12 protein-coding genes are annotated in these 16,381 nt (G+C 61.9%); 7 read left to right on the forward strand and 5 right to left on the reverse strand.

All coding sequences use genetic code 11. From position 1 onward, the window contains the following. Nucleotides 1-13 precede the first annotated feature (13 nt). Complete coding sequence (locus TK06_RS07660; protein ID WP_063321563.1) at nucleotides 14-2,386, reverse strand: phosphoketolase family protein; 2,373 nt, start codon at nucleotides 2,384-2,386, stop codon at nucleotides 14-16. A 170-nt stretch (nucleotides 2,387-2,556) separates the two neighbouring features. Between TK06_RS07660 and TK06_RS07665 the strand changes: the two genes are divergently transcribed. After that, entirely contained in the window at nucleotides 2,557-3,540 is a 984-nt protein-coding gene (locus tag TK06_RS07665) for a zinc-dependent alcohol dehydrogenase family protein (protein WP_063321564.1), read from the forward strand. Here TK06_RS07665 and TK06_RS07670 read toward each other — a convergent pair. Next, the gene (locus TK06_RS07670) at nucleotides 3,530-4,423 is read right to left on the reverse strand and encodes a universal stress protein (RefSeq protein WP_063321565.1); all 894 of its coding nucleotides are present in this window, start codon (nucleotides 4,421-4,423) and stop codon (nucleotides 3,530-3,532) included. The genes TK06_RS07665 and TK06_RS07670 overlap by 11 nt on opposite strands. Nucleotides 4,424-4,669: 246 nt before the next feature. Between TK06_RS07670 and TK06_RS07675 the strand changes: the two genes are divergently transcribed. Further along, on the forward strand, nucleotides 4,670-5,233 hold the full coding sequence (locus TK06_RS07675) for a GNAT family N-acetyltransferase (RefSeq protein WP_060741866.1): 564 nt from the start codon (nucleotides 4,670-4,672) through the stop codon (nucleotides 5,231-5,233). 51 nt (nucleotides 5,234-5,284) lie between these two features. Here TK06_RS07675 and TK06_RS07680 read toward each other — a convergent pair whose 3' ends face one another. Both TK06_RS07680 and TK06_RS07685 read right to left on the reverse strand, forming a co-directional pair. Then, on the reverse strand, nucleotides 5,285-6,196 hold the full coding sequence (locus TK06_RS07680; RefSeq protein ID WP_063321566.1) for a universal stress protein: 912 nt from the start codon (nucleotides 6,194-6,196) through the stop codon (nucleotides 5,285-5,287). A gap of 100 nt (nucleotides 6,197-6,296) precedes the next feature. Beyond that, nucleotides 6,297-7,547 carry an MgtC/SapB family protein gene (locus TK06_RS07685; RefSeq protein ID WP_063321567.1) on the reverse strand — a complete coding sequence of 417 codons (1,251 nt, stop codon included), beginning with the start codon at nucleotides 7,545-7,547 and terminating at the stop codon, nucleotides 6,297-6,299. A 257-nt stretch (nucleotides 7,548-7,804) separates the two neighbouring features. Here TK06_RS07685 and TK06_RS07690 point away from each other — a divergent pair, with 257 nt between their 5' ends. Genes TK06_RS07690 through TK06_RS07700 form a run of 3 tightly spaced genes read left to right on the forward strand, consistent with a single transcriptional unit; the run spans nucleotide 7,805 to nucleotide 12,064 of the window. Continuing rightward, nucleotides 7,805-8,728: a universal stress protein gene (locus TK06_RS07690; protein WP_063321568.1), complete on the forward strand. Its 924-nt coding sequence runs from the start codon at nucleotides 7,805-7,807 to the stop codon at nucleotides 8,726-8,728. Between the two features lie 60 nt (nucleotides 8,729-8,788). Beyond that, the gene (locus TK06_RS07695; RefSeq protein WP_063321569.1) at nucleotides 8,789-11,536 is read left to right on the forward strand and encodes a cation-transporting P-type ATPase; all 2,748 of its coding nucleotides are present in this window, start codon (nucleotides 8,789-8,791) and stop codon (nucleotides 11,534-11,536) included. A gap of 42 nt (nucleotides 11,537-11,578) precedes the next feature. Next, entirely contained in the window at nucleotides 11,579-12,064 is a 486-nt protein-coding gene (locus tag TK06_RS07700; RefSeq protein ID WP_063321570.1) for a hypothetical protein, read from the forward strand. A 168-nt stretch (nucleotides 12,065-12,232) separates the two neighbouring features. On the opposite strand, the gene TK06_RS07705 is transcribed toward TK06_RS07700, so the two are convergent. Next, entirely contained in the window at nucleotides 12,233-13,555 is a 1,323-nt protein-coding gene (locus TK06_RS07705; RefSeq protein ID WP_063321571.1) for a sigma-54 interaction domain-containing protein, read from the reverse strand. A gap of 230 nt (nucleotides 13,556-13,785) precedes the next feature. Here TK06_RS07705 and TK06_RS07710 point away from each other — a divergent pair, with 230 nt between their 5' ends. Together TK06_RS07710 and TK06_RS07715 are read left to right on the forward strand one after the other, a co-directional pair. Continuing rightward, the gene (locus TK06_RS07710) at nucleotides 13,786-14,664 is read left to right on the forward strand and encodes an MBL fold metallo-hydrolase (RefSeq protein ID WP_063321572.1); all 879 of its coding nucleotides are present in this window, start codon (nucleotides 13,786-13,788) and stop codon (nucleotides 14,662-14,664) included. Between the two features lie 45 nt (nucleotides 14,665-14,709). After that, entirely contained in the window at nucleotides 14,710-16,380 is a 1,671-nt protein-coding gene (locus TK06_RS07715; protein ID WP_063321573.1) for a bifunctional protein tyrosine phosphatase family protein/NAD(P)/FAD-dependent oxidoreductase, read from the forward strand. Nucleotide 16,381 lies beyond the last annotated feature (1 nt).

Below are 16,381 nucleotides of genomic sequence, written 5' to 3' on the forward strand. Positions count from 1 at the left end.
GGCATGTTGGCCGTCATTGCGGCGTCGGCGTCCAGCGCCAATTCAAGACTTCGGGCATGTCCTGCCCATGCTCGATGAGGTACAACTGATGCTTTTCCATCGTTGCCCAGTAGCGATCCCGAGCGCCGTCCACCAGCGGCTGCAACCGTGGCACACGCTGGATGACATCGAGCGCCAGTTGGTAGCGATCCAGGTGGTTGATGACCGCCATGTCGAACGGCGTAGTGGTGGCGCCCTCCTCCATGAAACCGCGGACATGGAAGTTATCGTGGTTGTGACGCTTGTAGACCAGTCGATGAATCAGCGACGGATAGCCGTGGAAGGCGAAAATCACTGGCTTGTCCACGGTAAACAACCCATCGAACTCGGCGTCCGGCAACCCGTGGGCATGCTGTTGCGGCGGTTGCAGGGCCAGCAGGTCGACGATATTCACCACCCGCACCCGCAGGTCCGGCACGTATTCACGCAGCAGCGTGACAGCGGCCAGGGTTTCCAACGTTGGCACGTCACCGGCACAGGCCATTACCACGTCCGGGTCTTCGTCGTTGTTGCAGGCAAAGGCCCAGCGACCGATCCCGACCGAGCAGTGCCGAACGGCCGAATCGATGTCCAGCCACTGCCATTCCGGCTGTTTGCCGGCCACGATCACATTGATGTAATCGCGGCTCTTGAGGCAGTGATCGGCCACGGACAACAGGCAGTTGGCGTCCGCTGGCAGGTAGATGCGCACCACGTCGGCGCTCTTGTTCGCCACCAGGTCGATGAACCCCGGGTCCTGGTGGGAGAAGCCGTTGTGGTCCTGTCGCCAGACATGGGACGTAAGCAGGTAATTGAGCGAAGCAATCGAGGCGCGCCACGGGATCTGGGCCGCGGTCTTGAGCCATTTGGCGTGCTGATTGAACATCGAATCGACGATGTGGATGAACGCCTCATAGCAGGAAAACAGCCCATGCCGACCCGTCAGCAGATACCCCTCCAGCCAGCCTTCACACACTTGCTCGCTGAGGATTTCCATCACCCGGCCGTCGCACGCCAGGTTCGTATCGCCCGTCTCCAGGGCCGCCATCCAGGCTTTGCCACTGACCTCGTACACCGCATCAAGGCGATTGGAGGCGGTTTCGTCGGGGCCGAACAGGCGGAAATTGGCTGCCCCCAGGTTGTGCTTCATCACATCGCGCACAAAACCACCCAACACCCGGGTGGCCTCTGCCTGCACGCTGCCGGGCGCGCTGAATTGCACGGCGTAATCGGTGAACCTGGGCAGTTCCAAGGGTTTGAGCAGCACGCCGCCATTGGCATGAGGATTGGCGCCCAGGCGCCGATGTCCCGTCGGCGCCAACGCGGCAATGTCCGGCAGCAACGCACCGTTGTCGTCGAACAACTCCTGCGGACGGTAGCTCTGGAGCCATTGTTCCAGTTGCGTCAAATGCGCGGGCAGCTCGAAGTGGCTCAGCGGCACCTGGTGGGCGCGCCAGGTGCCTTCGACCTGCTGGCCATCGACGAATTTCGGACCGGTCCAACCCTTGGGCGTGCGCAGCACCAGCATCGGCCAGAGCTGGCGTTCCAGGGTACGTCCCGACGAATCCGCGCGGGCTGTGCGCTGGATTTCGCGAATCTTGAGCAACATGCCGTCCAGGGTCCTGGCCAGCTGTTGGTGCACCGCTTGCGGATCGTCGCCTTCGACAAAATAAGGATCGTAGCCGTAGCCATACATCAGGGCCGACAGCTCGTCTTCACTGATGCGCGAAAGCAGCGTGGGGTTGGCGATCTTGAAACCGTTGAGATGAAGAATGGGCAGTACGGCGCCGTCACGCCTGGGGTTGAGGAATTTATTGGAATGCCAGCTCGCCGCCAACGTCCCGGTTTCCGCCTCACCGTCGCCGATGACGCAGGCCACGATCAGGTCAGGGTTGTCGAACGCCGCGCCATAGGCATGGGCCAGGGAATAACCCAATTCCCCACCTTCATGGATGGAGCCGGGAATCTGCGCCGAGACATGGCTGGATAAGCCATAAGGCCAGGAAAACTGCCGGAACAGGCGCAACATTCCGTTTTCGTTCTGCTCCACCGAGGGATAACACTGGGTGAAGCTACCCTCCAGGTAGCTCTGGGCGACGATGGCCGGGCCGCCATGACCGGGCCCGGTGATCAGGATCATGTTCAGGTCACGGGACTTGATCAGGTGATTGAGGTGCACGTAAATCAGATTCAGCCCCGGCGTCGTGCCCCAGTGGCCCAGCAAGCGAGGTTTGACGTGCCCCTGTTGCAGTGGTTTGCGCAGCAACGGGTTGTCCTTGAGGTAGATCTGTCCTACGGCCAGGTAATTGGACGCACGCCAGTAGGCGTCAATACCTTCCAGTTGGTCGGGGCTGAGAAAATCGCTCATCACGTCCTCCGCAAAAACACAGGGTTGCCATGCCTGATTCTGGAACGCGGGAATAAGGGTGACTTGATTTACATCAGAACCAGGGACGCTAAGGTCATACAAGGTGCTTGCTCGATGCCCTGGCGCCGCTCACTGGCATGGCGAGCGCCCGCTCACACAGGAGAATGCTCATGCGCGCCATGGTCCTGCACACGATTGGCCAGCCCTTGCAACTGGAAGAACGCCCTCAACCGACGCCGGCCGCCGGGCAACTGCTGATCAAGGTGCAAGCCTGCGGTGTGTGCCGTACCGACTTGCATCTGTTCGACGGTGAACTGCCCCAGGCTCGATTGCCTCGGGTGCCGGGCCACGAGATCGTCGGTGAGGTCACCGCCGTCGGCGCGCAGGTGGCCCCGGACTGGATCGGCCGACGGGTAGGCGTGCCCTGGCTGGGGTGGACGTGTGGCGTGTGTGAGTTCTGCCGCTCGGGCCGGGAGAACCTCTGCGACCAGGCACTGTTCACCGGCTGCCAGCTGGACGGCGGCTATGCCGACTACACCGTCGCCGATGCGCGATTCTGCTTCCCCCTCCCCGATACGCTTGAGGCCGCCGAAGCCGCGCCTTTGCTGTGTGCAGGGCTGATCGGTTTCCGGGCCTTGCAGATGGCGCAAAACGCCCCTCACTTGGGCCTTTATGGCTTCGGCGCCGCTGCGCACCTGGCGATCCAGATCGCCGTGGGCCGGGGCCAGCAAGTCTATGCCTTCACTCGGCCCGGTGACGACCTCGGCCAGGCCTATGCCCGTTCGCTGGGCGCGACCTGGGCCGGGGCATCGGATCAGCTCCCGCCCCATCTGCTGGACGCCAGCCTGATCTTCGCCCCCGTCGGCGAACTGGTGCCGCTGGCCTTGCAAGCCACCGCCAAAGGCGGTTGCGTGGTGTGCGCCGGCATTCACATGAGCGACATCCCTGCCTTCCCCTATCGCCTGTTGTGGCAGGAGCGCAGCGTGCGCTCAGTGGCCAATCTGACCCGCGCGGACGGCCTGGCATTTTTCGAACAGCTCCAGCACACACCCGTGCATTGCAACGTGACCTGCTACCCATTGGTCCAAGCCAACCAAGCGCTGGAGCACCTGAGGAGCGGACAGGTCAACGGGGCCATCGTACTCATCCCTTGACCGCCAGCACACTGCCCGGCACCGAGTACAAGGCCCGTTCTGTCGTGCTGCCAATCAAACGCTCAAGACCGGCGCGGTGCACAGTGCCCATCACCACCACGTCGGCCTCGAATTCGTCGACGAATTCCTGGATAACCGGCACTGGCAAGCCAACGACGAAGTGCCGACGCTCCGCCGGTACGCCACAGCGCCCGGCCAGGCTGATAAACGCCGCATGCAGCGATTCGCGCAGGGCGTCGGCAAAGTCGTCATCCCAAGCCCCGGCCAGCAACGAGGCTTCGCCGTTGAAGGCCGGCGACAGGTCGCAGGCGTACAACAGATGCAGCGAGGCGTCGCATTGCCGGGCCATCGCGGCAGCAGTCTGGACGATGTGCTCGTTCAAGGCATTGGCCTCGGGGTCCGAAGGGTCCACCGCCGCCACGACCCGGCGCGGCAAGCCGTGCACCGCCTGGTTGACCAGATGCACCGGCACCGGACAGTCGCGCAACAGATGACAGTCCAGCGGCGTTGCGAACACACGCTTGAGCAAAGGTTCGAGGGTAACGTCCTTGATCAGCAGGTCAGGCTGGAACTGCTCGACATAGCGCAGGATGTCCAGCAACGGATGGAGCGTCCATACCACGTGAGTCGTCACATCCAGGCCTTCCTCCTTGAGCAGCGCCGCCTCCTCCACCATCCAGCGACGGTAGCGGTGCAGATAGCGCTGCACACTCGCTTCATCGATTTTTTCACCCCATAAGTGGGTGCGCGCCGGCGGTTGGACGAACGCGCACAAGTGCAGTGCGGCGCCGCTGGCCCGGGCCAGGGCACAGGCCCTGCGCATCGCTGCGGAGGGGTGCAGATCAGGTTCGACGATCAATAGCAGACGCTGGTATTGCCCCATCGCACACCTCCATCGGATTGCCCACACGAAATCCCAAACCTCGCACCGGCCTTTTCCGGAGCGATCTTCAGCGTGCGCCCATCAAGGCCCCGGACGGTTTGATCTGAATCAAAGGCCGGGCAATCGACGGGCGGATACGCGGGCACTGATCCAGATCAGAATCGATCGCCGTGGCGGGCGTAGAACAGTACCGAATGCGTAGCTTTTTATCGCACCGCACGTGCACATCCGAGGGAGGATCGCACCATGCTCACTGTCAAAGACCACAACGAACGCGCCGCTGCCCTGTATGCCAGCATCAGTGGCAAACACTGGATCCAGGCACTCAAGGACGGCCGGCATGTCTTGATCCGCCCGCTCAGGGAGCAGGATCGCCAGCGCGAATACGACTTCATCATGCGCCTGTCACCGGAGTCCCGGCACATGCGCTTCCTGGCGCAGATCAATGAGCCGGGCGCGGCGCTGCTCGATAACTTGATGGACGTCGACTGCAAGACGCGCATGGCCTACATCGCCCTGGTCCATGACAACGGCGAGTTGATCGAGATCGGTGTCAGCCGCTATTGCGCGACCCAGGAACACGAATGCGAGTGTGCGGTGACGGTCGCCGACCCTTGGCAACACCTGGGACTGGGGACGTTGTTGATGGAGCACCTGATCGACACCGCGCGTAAAAACGGCTATCGCCAGATGTACTCCGTCGATGCGGCCAGCAATGCGTCGATGCGGGACTTGGCCCATAGCCTGGGTTTTGAAACCCACAGCGATCCCGACGACACCCGGCAGGTCATCCACCGGCTCTACCTTTGATCCCGGACGCTGCGCGAGGCCTTGGTATGGCCTCGCGCAGCGTTGCGCCAATCACGCTTGCGGCTTGATCGCCAATACGCTGCAGGGCGCCCGTTGCAGCAGCAGCTCAGCGGTGGTGCCCAAGCGCTTGTCCAGGCCACGATGCGCCGTGGTGCCCATGACGATGACATCGATCTGGTGATCGGTGGCGAACGTGCAAATGCTGTTCAGCGGCGCCCCTTCGATGAAGTGGCGCTGCTGCGGTGCGACCCCGTGCCGCTCGGCCAGGGACTCGAACACCTCGTGCTGTGCCTGGCCCAACGCTTCATAGAGCCCGGTGGCCAGGGGCAGCGCACCAATGCCCATATCCGAGGCGTAGACAGCCGTCCAATCGAAGGCGTGCAGCAACTCGACCTGGGCGTTGCATTGTTCCGCCAGTTTGACCGCGGCGTCGACGATCCGGTCGTTGAACACCAGGTCCTGCTCCTCGCTGCGCAGCACATCGACAATCGCCAGGACCCGCCGAGGCCGCGGGTTACGAGAGTCCGTGACCAGATGCACCGGCACCGGACAGTCGCGCAGCAAGCGCCAGTCCAGGGGCGTGAAAAACACCCGCTTCATTGCCGGTTCCGGCTGCGCGTCCTTGATGATCAACGCCATCGGCATCTCCTTGACGTATTGCTGCAAGGCTTGGAAGGCATCCTTGCTCCACACCACCTCGCAGGTCACCTCAACGCCGTGCCGGCGCGCCAGTTCGGCCTGTTGCCACAGCCAATGCCGATGGGTTTCCAGATAACCCTCACGCGCTTGCTTGACCTGTTCCGGGGCGAACAGACCGGCCACCGAGAGCAACTCCAGGTAGTCGAACGCCACAATATGCAGGGGCAGGTCCAGCGCCAGGGCCAACTCGGTGGCGCGGTCGAACGCCGGCGTACGGATCATGGCGTCAGGCGCCACTAGCAATAAACGTTGAGTCTGGGACATGGAACACCTCGGCACGTGGCGACAGCCACTTAAAGGATTGAGGTTTCCAGAATGAACGCCTGCCCGAGACAGGACTTGATCTTCATCAAACAGCCATCATTCAGGCTGACAAACTCGGGAACAACAGTCCCGCCCACATCGCCAGCGTGACCAGCACCTGGCCGGGAATTACATACGCGGCGAACCTTCGCCCGCCACTGAGCCAGGCGACGACGCATTTGCTCAGGGAGTTGCTGCTCAGCGCCATCAGCACCGGTACGGCGACGCCGTCGAAGGGCAACAACCCGCCCTTGGCCAGGGAAGCGATGGAGGCTGTCGAAGCATGGGCGTCGAGCAACCCGCTGAAAATCGCGGTGACGGTCACCCCGGCCTGGCCAAACACATCGAGCATCGCCGACGAGAGGACGGTGATAGCGGCCATCGCCAGGACCATCGTCATCGCCAGTTTGAGGCTGAAGGCGCCGCTGTGCTTGATGGTTTCATCGGCCCGCGCCCTTGGCCGGGGAAACATCAGCACGCCGGCATAGAGCAATACCATCAGCATCCCGCACACCAACGGCCCCCACATCCATCGCAACAGCGCGGGGTCCACCGCCGCGAGGATCAGGCCCATTTGAGTCACCGTCGCCAGATTGGATAACATCGCCGCAGCGCTCACCACCTTGAGATTGATCGGCTCTTTGGCCGCGATACCGCCCATGGTCGCGACAGTCGCCGTGGCAGAAGCAAACCCCGAGGCAATCGCACTGAGGGCGTAGCCATAGCGGGTCCCCAGGGTTCGAACCGCGACATGCCCCAGCGCACCCACCGCCATCAGCATGACGGTGAGGGTGCACAGGTTGCGCAAGTTGATGGCGTCATAAGGCCCGAGGAATCGATCCGGTGCCAGCGGGAGCACGACCAGCGCGGCGATCAACAGCACCAGGCCATCGCGCATCTCGGTGGCCGTCAATTGGTTGCGGGCAAAGTGGTGCAACGTCTGGCGGCTGGCGAGCAGCCCGGCCATCACCACCCCAATCGAGGTCGCCAGGCCTGGGGCGCTCGCACAGAGCGCGCCCAGTGCCAATACTGCGAACAAGGCCACCTCACTGGTGATCCCCGGATCCTTGTCGAGGTTTCGCCAATAGGCCACGGTGACCAATGCGCCCAGGGCGAGCGTCACGCCCCCCAGCAACAAGGGACCGCCCGCCTGGACCGCCAGGTAGCCGAGCACAGACGTGATGGCGAAGGTACGCAAGCCGGCGAAGTCGCGCCGGTCGCCCTCGCCTTTGCGTCGTTCGCGCTCAAGCCCCACCAGCAGACCGATTCCCAGCGCGGCGGCGGCATTGGCGAAGGCCAGGCTTTCAGTCATGGTTACGGCTCTCTGGCACTGTCTGCGGTTGTCACTCAAACCAGAGGTCCGAGCCGGCTGCGCTCGTGCCCTGGGGCGACTGATCATGCTCAAACATAGCGCGATTGCCGCGTCGTTGCCGCCTTCGATGCAACGCTTTGAAGCGTGTTTGATGCAAATCAAGTTACCGGCCTCCATGACGCTCATGATCGATGACAGACACCACGCCGCGCGAAACGTCGCCCGGCGCCAACAGGTCCTTGCCCGGGAGGTTTGTCATGTCTACGCAATCACGATTGATGCTGGTCGTCTCGCCACTGATGGAACACAGCCCGGCGTTCGACCGGGCCGCCGCACTGGCCAGGGCCGAAGGCGCGGCGCTGCATATTGTCGCGTTTGACTACCTCGAAGGCCTGGCCACGGCGGGCCTGGTCAACGAGCAGGCGCTGGAGCAGATGCGCCTGGGCTACATCGAGCGACATCGGCAGTGGCTGGAGGAACAGGCCAGGCCCCTGCGCAACCTCGGCATCGAGGTCACGACAGAAGTGACGTGGGTCGAGCGCCCCTTGCAGGAAATCCTGGTCCACCTCAAGGAAGCGCCGATGGAAGCGCTGATCAAGTCGGTGGACCCTGAGTCGTGGTTTTCCCGACTGATGTTCACGCCGCTGGACGTGCATCTGCTGCGCGAATGCGAGGTCCCGCTGCACTTCGTCAACAAGGTCGCCCACGCCCGCCCGCGCAAGATCCTGGCCGCCATCGACCCGTTCCATCAGGACGGACGCTACGAAGGCCTCAATGATCGGATCCTGAGCGAAGCCAACAAGCTGGCCACCCGCTGCGACGCGACGTTGGAAGTCATCTACGCCTATGACCTTTCGTCCATTACCGCCGCTGAATACGGTTTCGGCAACGGTTCGATGTTCTTCTCCTCGACCCTGGCCCGTCAGCTCTACGAGTCCCAGGGTGCCGCCTTCGATGCACTGGCCGAACGCAATGGCATCGCCCCGGATCAGCGACGCATGATCATGGGTGACCCGGCCAAGGTGCTGGCGAGCTATGCCGCGTCCCATGACATTGATGTCATCGTCATGGGGCGCGTGCGCTACGGCAGCCTGGACAAGCTGATCGGCAGCACCGTCGAAGGCCTGCTGTACAAGATGCCCTGCAGCCTGTGGGTGATAGCGCCGCAGCAGATGGGCTGAAGGCAGTCCTGTGCCGATGGCCTGTAGAACAACCGCTCCGTATCCACAGGAACGCGGCTGATGAACCGACCGAGCAACATACCAGCGGCGCACCCGACAACGCCCTCGCAGGGCCTGGCCTGGTACACGTTGCCCGCCGAACAAGTGCTCAAACACCTTGATGTCGATGAGCAAGCCGGGCTGGACATCGCCGAAGTCCAGGCCCGGCTTGAGCGTACGGGTTTCAACCGGTTGTCGGCGTCAGCCCGACGGCCAGCGTGGCGGCGATTTCTGCTGCAATTTCATAACATCCTGATTTATGTGCTGCTGGGTTGCGCTGCAATCACCGCAACGCTGCAACACCTGTGGGACACGGTGGTCATTCTCGCTGTCGTGGTGGCCAATGCGATCATTGGCTATGTCCAGGAAGGCAAGGCCGAACAGGCCATGGACGCCATCCGCAACATGCTCGCGCCCCGTGCAACGGTGATACGTGCCGGCGAACGCCTGGGCATCGCAGGCGAGGAATTGGTGCCCGGCGATATCGTCTTGCTGGAGGCCGGCGACAAAGTCCCGGCGGATCTGCGCCTGCTGCATGCCAACCGGCTCCAGGTCCAGGAAGCCATCCTGACCGGAGAGTCCGCACCGGCCGAAAAAAATACCGAACCGGTGCGCATCGAAGCGGCCCTGGGTGATCGTGCCTGCATGGCCTTCAGTGGCACCCTGGTGACCTGCGGACAAGCGACAGGGGTCGTTGTCGCCACCGCGACATCGACTGAAATCGGGCGCATCAGCAACCTGCTGTCGGCAGTGGAGCCACTGACGACGCCCCTGATAGAGCAAATGGATGTCTTCGCCCGCTGGCTGACACTATTGATTTTGCTGATCGCCGGTCTGCTACTCGCTTATGGCCACTTTGTCGGGCATTACGTCTTCACCGAAATATTCATGGTCGTGGTGGGCATGTCGGTCGCAGCCATACCCGAGGGATTGCCCGCCGTACTCACCATCACCCTGGCGGTGGGCGTGCGGGCGATGGCCCAGCGCAACGCCGTCGTTCGGCGCCTGCCGGCCATCGAAACCCTGGGCTCGGTATCGGTCATCTGCACGGACAAGACCGGCACCCTCACCCGTAACGAGATGATGGTGGCATCCGTCGTCACCAGCGACCTGACCTTCACCGTCGACGGTGTCGGCTACCAGCCTTCGGGCAACATGAACCTTGCCGATCAATTGATCGACACCTCCCACCACCCGGTGCTGGCCGAACTGGGGCGCGCGACGAGCCTTTGCAATGACGCACGCTTGAGGCAGCACGAAGACACCTGGAAAGTCGAAGGGGACCCCATGGAGGGTGCATTGCTGGTGTTTTGCGCCAAGGCCGGCATCAACGGCGAAGAGGAACGCGGCACTTGGGCCCGCACCGATGCCATTCCGTTCGACGCCAAACACCGTTTCATGGCAACGCTGCATCACAACCATGACCGGCAAGCCGCCATTTATGTCAAAGGTGCGCCGGAGCAGATTCTGACCATGTGCACGCACCAGCGCAGCAACACGGGGGCAACGGCCCCGCTCGATGCCGACTATTGGCACGCGCAGGCCAATGCCATCGCCCGCAAAGGCCAACGCGTGTTGGCGCTCGCCGTCAGGTCCGTCCCGCCCGAACACGCCATCCTGGAGTTTGCCGATGTGCAAGGGACACTGACCTTGCTTGGCCTGGTCGGGATGATCGACCCGCCCCGCCCGGAAACGATCCAGGCGATCAAGCAATGCCAGGCGGCCGGCATTGTCGTGAAGATGATCACAGGGGACCACGCCGGCACCGCCTGCGCCATCGGGGATCAGATCGGCCTGGACAACCCCGACAAGGTACTGACCGGCAGCGACCTGGACGCCATGAACGATGCCACCCTCAGGGAATCACTCAAGCAAGTGAACATCTTCGCGCGTACCAGTCCCGAACATAAGCTGCGGCTGGTGACGTTGCTGCAACTCAACGGCATGACCGTGGCCATGACCGGCGACGGCGTCAACGACGCGCCAGCGCTCAAACGCGCTGATGCCGGCATCGCCATGGGTTGCAAAGGCAGTGAAGCGGCCAAGGAAGCCGCGGACCTGGTACTGGCGGACGATAACTTCGCCTCCATCGTGGCCGCTGTGCGTGAAGGCCGGACGGTCTACGACAACATCAAGAAAGTGCTGAGCTGGACGTTACCCACCAACGCGGGCGAGACAATGACCCTGATTGTCGCGCTGCTGTTTGGCCTTACATTGCCAGTCACGGCGATACAGATCCTGTGGATCAACCTGATTACCGCCATCACGCTGGGTATCGCGCTGGCGTTCGAACCGACCGAAGACAACACCATGCGCAGGCCGCCGCGCTCACGACAGGAGCCGTTGATCAGCGGCGCATTGGTCTGGCATATGGTGCTCGTTTCCATTCTGTTCCTGTGCGGTGTCTACGGCATCTTTACCTATGCCCTGGACCGAGGCTACTCCGTCGAACTGGCCCGCACCCTGGCAGTGAACACCTTAGTCGTGATGGAAATTTTCCACCTGTTCTTTATCCGCAATCTCTACGGCACGTCACTGACCTGGAAGGGCCTTCGGGGTACGAAGGTTGTGTGGGCGACCATCGCGGTGGTGACCGTCGCTCAATTCGCCATCACCTACGCGCCGCCGCTGCAAACCGTGTTCGCGACCCAAGCGGTGCCCTTCATGGATGGACTGCTGATCGTCGCGGTGGGCATTGCGCTGTTCGCCATCATCGAAATTGAAAAACAGCTTCGACTGCGTTTAACCGAGTCCGATCGTCAACCGTGACGATCCCACTCCCCGCTCCACCAGCCTGCAAGGAACTGAATCATGAACGCATCCAGACTCGCCGCCCTCGCCCTGACCGCGGTGCTTTTCCCCACGCTGAGCTTTGCCCAGCAAGCCACCGACGCCGCCAAGGCGCCCCCGCCGTCAATGAGCGTTGAGCAATTCGACCAGCAGATGGCGACGGCCCAGGAAAACCTGAAAAAAATGCAGGAACAGATGGCCCAGATCCAGAACACCAGCGATCCGGCGCAACGCCAGAAGCTCATGCAAGATCACCAGGCCACGATGCGGCAAAGCATGCAGATGATGAATGGGATGATGGGGTGTTGCGGGGCAGGCATGATGGGCGGCCACATGAAGGGGAACGGCCCGATGATGGGCTGGAAACAAATGGGCAGCCACTATTCCCAGATGACGCCTGAGCAGATGAAGCAGCACCAGTACATGATGGACAGGTACATGGGCATGCAACAGATGATGATGGAGCAGATGATGCAACAACAGCAAATGAGCCCGCCAGCTCGCTAGGCCGGCCTTCAGGACTGCCCTACTCACCTGCCGCGTCGGCAGGTGAGTTTACTTGCTTGCCCCTTGGGCCGAGGTGGGTACGCCGAACCTGTCACTGAGGGTGTTCGAGTCGAAACCCGCTAAACTGCCAGCGGCTGGCAGTCATTGGCAGTGCAGGCTCGATGACGTTCAGGCCAGGCCTTGTTCTTTCAACCGCCTGTATAACGTGCGCTCACTCACGCCCAGGTGCCTGGCCAGTTCGCTGCGGGTGCCTTTGAAAGTGGCCACGAGCTGTTCCAGGTCCCTGCTATCGCGGGCAGGCGTCAAGGCTGGGGCGGACAACGCCAAGGGGGGCGCGGGCAGATGCAAGGCGTGAATGACGCCGTCGTCGGCAAACAGTGCGGCTCTTTCCAGGACATTGCGCAGCTCGCGGATATTGCCCGGCCAGGCAAACCGCTGCAATTGCATCAGCGCCTCGGGATCGATGGTCAGCCGACGCTTACCGATCCCGGAACGTTGCAGGAATGAATCCACCAGCAAGCCGATGTCTTCAAGGCGATGCCGCAAGGGCGGTAAATGGATAGGGAAAACGCTGATGCGGTAGTACAAGTCCTGCCTGAACTCGCCCTTCTCCACCATCTTTTCCAAGGGCTTATGGGTCGCGGCCACCAGCCTGAAATCGGCGTGCTGGGTTTCTACACTGCCAACACGGCGATAGGTTCCAGACTCGATCAGTCGCAACAGTTTCACCTGCATGGCCAGGGGAACGTCGCCTATCTCATCGAGAAACAGCGTACCGCCCTGGGCCGTCTCCACCAGGCCCACCTTGCGCGTGGTGGCGCCGGTAAATGCCCCCTTTTCGTGGCCGAACAGCTCGCTCTCGAACAACGTTTCGGTCAAGCCGGAGCAATCCACCACGACAAAAGGCCCGGCGGCCCGCTCACTGGTTTCATGGACGGCGCGGGCAAACAGCTCCTTGCCTGTGCCGGACTCTCCCAGCAACAGCACCGGCAACATCGAGGGCGCTACCCGCTGCAGTTCCAACAGCGCCTGATTAAAGGCCGGTGAACTGCCCACCAGCCCCTCATTACTGGGCCGTGCCGAGGCGCTCCGCACCTGGGTAAGGCGCTCCACATAAGCGGTGATGACGCCGTGCTCATTGAGGATCGGGCGCAGTTCCACATCGACGTGTTCCGGCCCGCGCGGTGTGTGGTGGATGTGCAAGACCCGGTCCGGACTGCGCATCTCCCTGGCCTTTTTCATCGGGCAGTTCTCGCCGGCCTGGTCACAAGGCACATCGTAGTGGTGGGAAACCCGATAACACTTATGGCCAATGAACGGCTTGTCGGCGCTGCCGAACTGACGCAGGTAAGCCGTATTCGCCGCCAGGATGTTGTAATCAGGATCGAGGACGATCATCGGCTGGGGCTCATGCTCCAGAAACGAGACCAGGGACTGCACCTGGTCTGCACGTGGAAGCGGGTCTTGGGTGGGCGGCAGGCGGTGTGTCATCGCGGCTCCAGTGAATTCATCCAGCACAGGTGGCACTGCCACTATGCCAACAAACACTGCCAATGGCAGTTAAATTGTCTGGGCATCGGCCCGTACCCTCGCGGAACTCATGAAGTTAAATCAATAAAATCATTAGGTTAGCCTTTTAAAACGCCCCAGCATCCACCTGGCAGCATTATTGCTCTGTCTGTTCTTCAAGCGGTTCGATGAGAGCCCAAAGGAGACCGTTCATGACCGTAAAACCGTACGTCGAAGGATTTTTCGATCCGGAGACCCACACTGTCAGCTATCTGGTGCTGGACAAAACGACGCGCCAGTGCGCCTTGATCGACAGCGTCCTGGATTTCGATCCCAAATCCGGCCGTACCACAACCACTTCGGCCGACAAGCTGATGGCCAGGGTGCTCGAGCTGGAGGCGAAGGTCCAATGGATTCTTGAAACCCACGTCCATGCCGACCACCTCACCGCCGCCCCGTACCTGAAGGAAAAGCTCGGCGGCACGATAGGGATCGGCAGCCAGATTGCGACAGTACAAGAAGTCTTTGGCACGCTGTTCAACACCGGTGGGGAAATGCCCCGCGATGGCAGTCAGTTCGACCACCTGTTCGTCAATGACGAGTCGTTCACTATTGGAACGCTGCAATGCCATGCGCTTCACACGCCGGGCCACACCCCCGCCTGCATGACGTATGTCATCAGCGACGGCCAGGAAACGGCTGCATTCGTGGGCGACACCTTGTTCATGCCCGACTACGGCACCGCACGGTGTGACTTCCCCGGTGGCAACGCGCATACCTTGTTCCGGTCCATCAACAAGGTCTTGAGCCTGCCGGCCAACACCCTGCTCTACACCTGTCACGATTACCAACCCGGTGGCCGTGAGGTGCAATTTTCCAGCACCGTCGCCGAGCAACGCGCCGACAATGTTCATGTCCGTAACGGCATCAGTGAAGAAGCATTCGTGGCAATGCGCACCCAGCGCGATGCCTCGCTGGACATGCCGACGCTCATCCTGCCATCGGTCCAGGTCAACATGCGGGCCGGGCATTTCCCGGAGCCGGAATCGAACGGCACGTGCTACCTGAAAATCCCACTCAATCGGCTCTGAAGACCGGCCCCCCTTATAAGAAAAACCGTCATCACGGAGACAGTCATGGACATCCGCCACCTTGCGTCCGGCCTCTCGATCTCGGGGCAGATTCAACCCGAGCAAATGAGTGAGATCAAAACCAGCGGCTTTCGCGCCATCATCTGCAACCGCCCTGATGGTGAAGGCAGCGATCAACCTTTGTTTGCCGACATCCAGCGCGCGGCACAAGCGATGGGCATCGAGGCGCACTACCTTGCCGCAGAGTCCGGCAAGGTGACCGATGAGCAAGGCGTTGCCTTCGGCAAATTGTTCGAGTCCTTGCCCAAGCCAGTGTTGGCGTACTGCCGCTCCGGCATGCGTTCGACGACGATGTGGGCACTGTCCCAGGCCGGCCAGCAGCCCTTGCCACAGATTGTCGAAGCCGCCAGGAAAGCCGGTTTCGACATGAAAGGCGTCATTCGCAGAATTGCCAACGAGGGACGCACGCCTGTTGGCGTGGCCGAGGCCCGACATGCCGTGGTGATTGTCGGCGGCGGCGCGGCGGGCATCGCCACAGCCTCGAGCCTGTTGGCCCGCGAGCCAGGCCTGGATATTGCTATCATCGATCCGGCGGATGTGCATTATTACCAGCCCGGCTGGACCCTCGTCGGCGGTGGCGTGTTCGAGGCACAACAAACCGCCCACACGATGGGTGCGACCATTCCCCGGGGCGTGCATTGGATCAAAGCGGCTGTCGCGGCTTTCGAACCTGAAAACGACGCCATTATTCTCGATGGGTGCCGCGTGGTCCGCTACGAGCAGTTGATCGTCTGCCCGGGCCTGAAACTGGACTGGCATGCCATTGAAGGCTTACCGCAGACACTGGGGCGCAACGGCGTCACCTCGAACTATCTGTACCACCTGGCCCCCTACACCTGGGAACAGGTGCAGCAACTGCGCAGTGGCCGGGCCATTTTCACGCAGCCCCCCATGCCGATCAAATGCGCCGGGGCCCCTCAAAAAGCGATGTACCTGTGCGCCGACCACTGGAAACGCCAAGGCGTACTGGGCGATATCGAGATCGACTTCTGCAGCGCCGGGGCTGTCCTGTTCGGTGTTCCCGACTACGTGCCGGCCTTGATGGAGTACGTCCGCGCCTATGAGATCGACCTGAATTTCGGCAGTACGCTGACCTCTGTCGATGGACCGGCACAAACGGCGACCTTCAGCTGCGTCAAGGCCGATGGCAGTACTCACCTGGTGACGCACGACTTCGATCTGCTGCATGTGGTGCCCCCTCAGGTTGCGCCGGATTTTATCCGCGTAAGCCCGCTGGCCGATGGGGCGGGCTGGATCGATGTCGATCCCGACAGCTTGCGGCATAAAACCTGGGCGAATATTCACGCACTGGGCGATGCCACCAATACCAGCAACGCAAAAACCGCAGCGGCGGCGCGCAAGCAGGCGCCCGTGGTCGCCCATAATGTGCTGGCGGCCATGGGCAAGGCCAAGGGCAGCGCCCATTACGACGGCTACGGTTCTTGCCCGCTGACCGTGGAACGAGGCAAGGTCGTGCTCGCTGAGTTCACCTACGGCGGCAAGCTTGCCCCCAGCTTCCCGTCCTGGCTGATCGACGGTATTCGGCCTTCGAGACTGGCCTGGCTACTTAAAGAGCGAATTCTTCCGCCGCTGTATTGGAAAGCCATGCTCAAGGGCCGTGAGTGGCTGGCGAAACCTGAACTGGCGGACCTATGAA

It is taken from the genome of Pseudomonas fluorescens (genome assembly GCF_001623525.1).
In the GTDB taxonomy this organism is placed as follows: Bacteria; Pseudomonadota; Gammaproteobacteria; order Pseudomonadales; family Pseudomonadaceae; genus Aquipseudomonas; species Aquipseudomonas fluorescens_Q.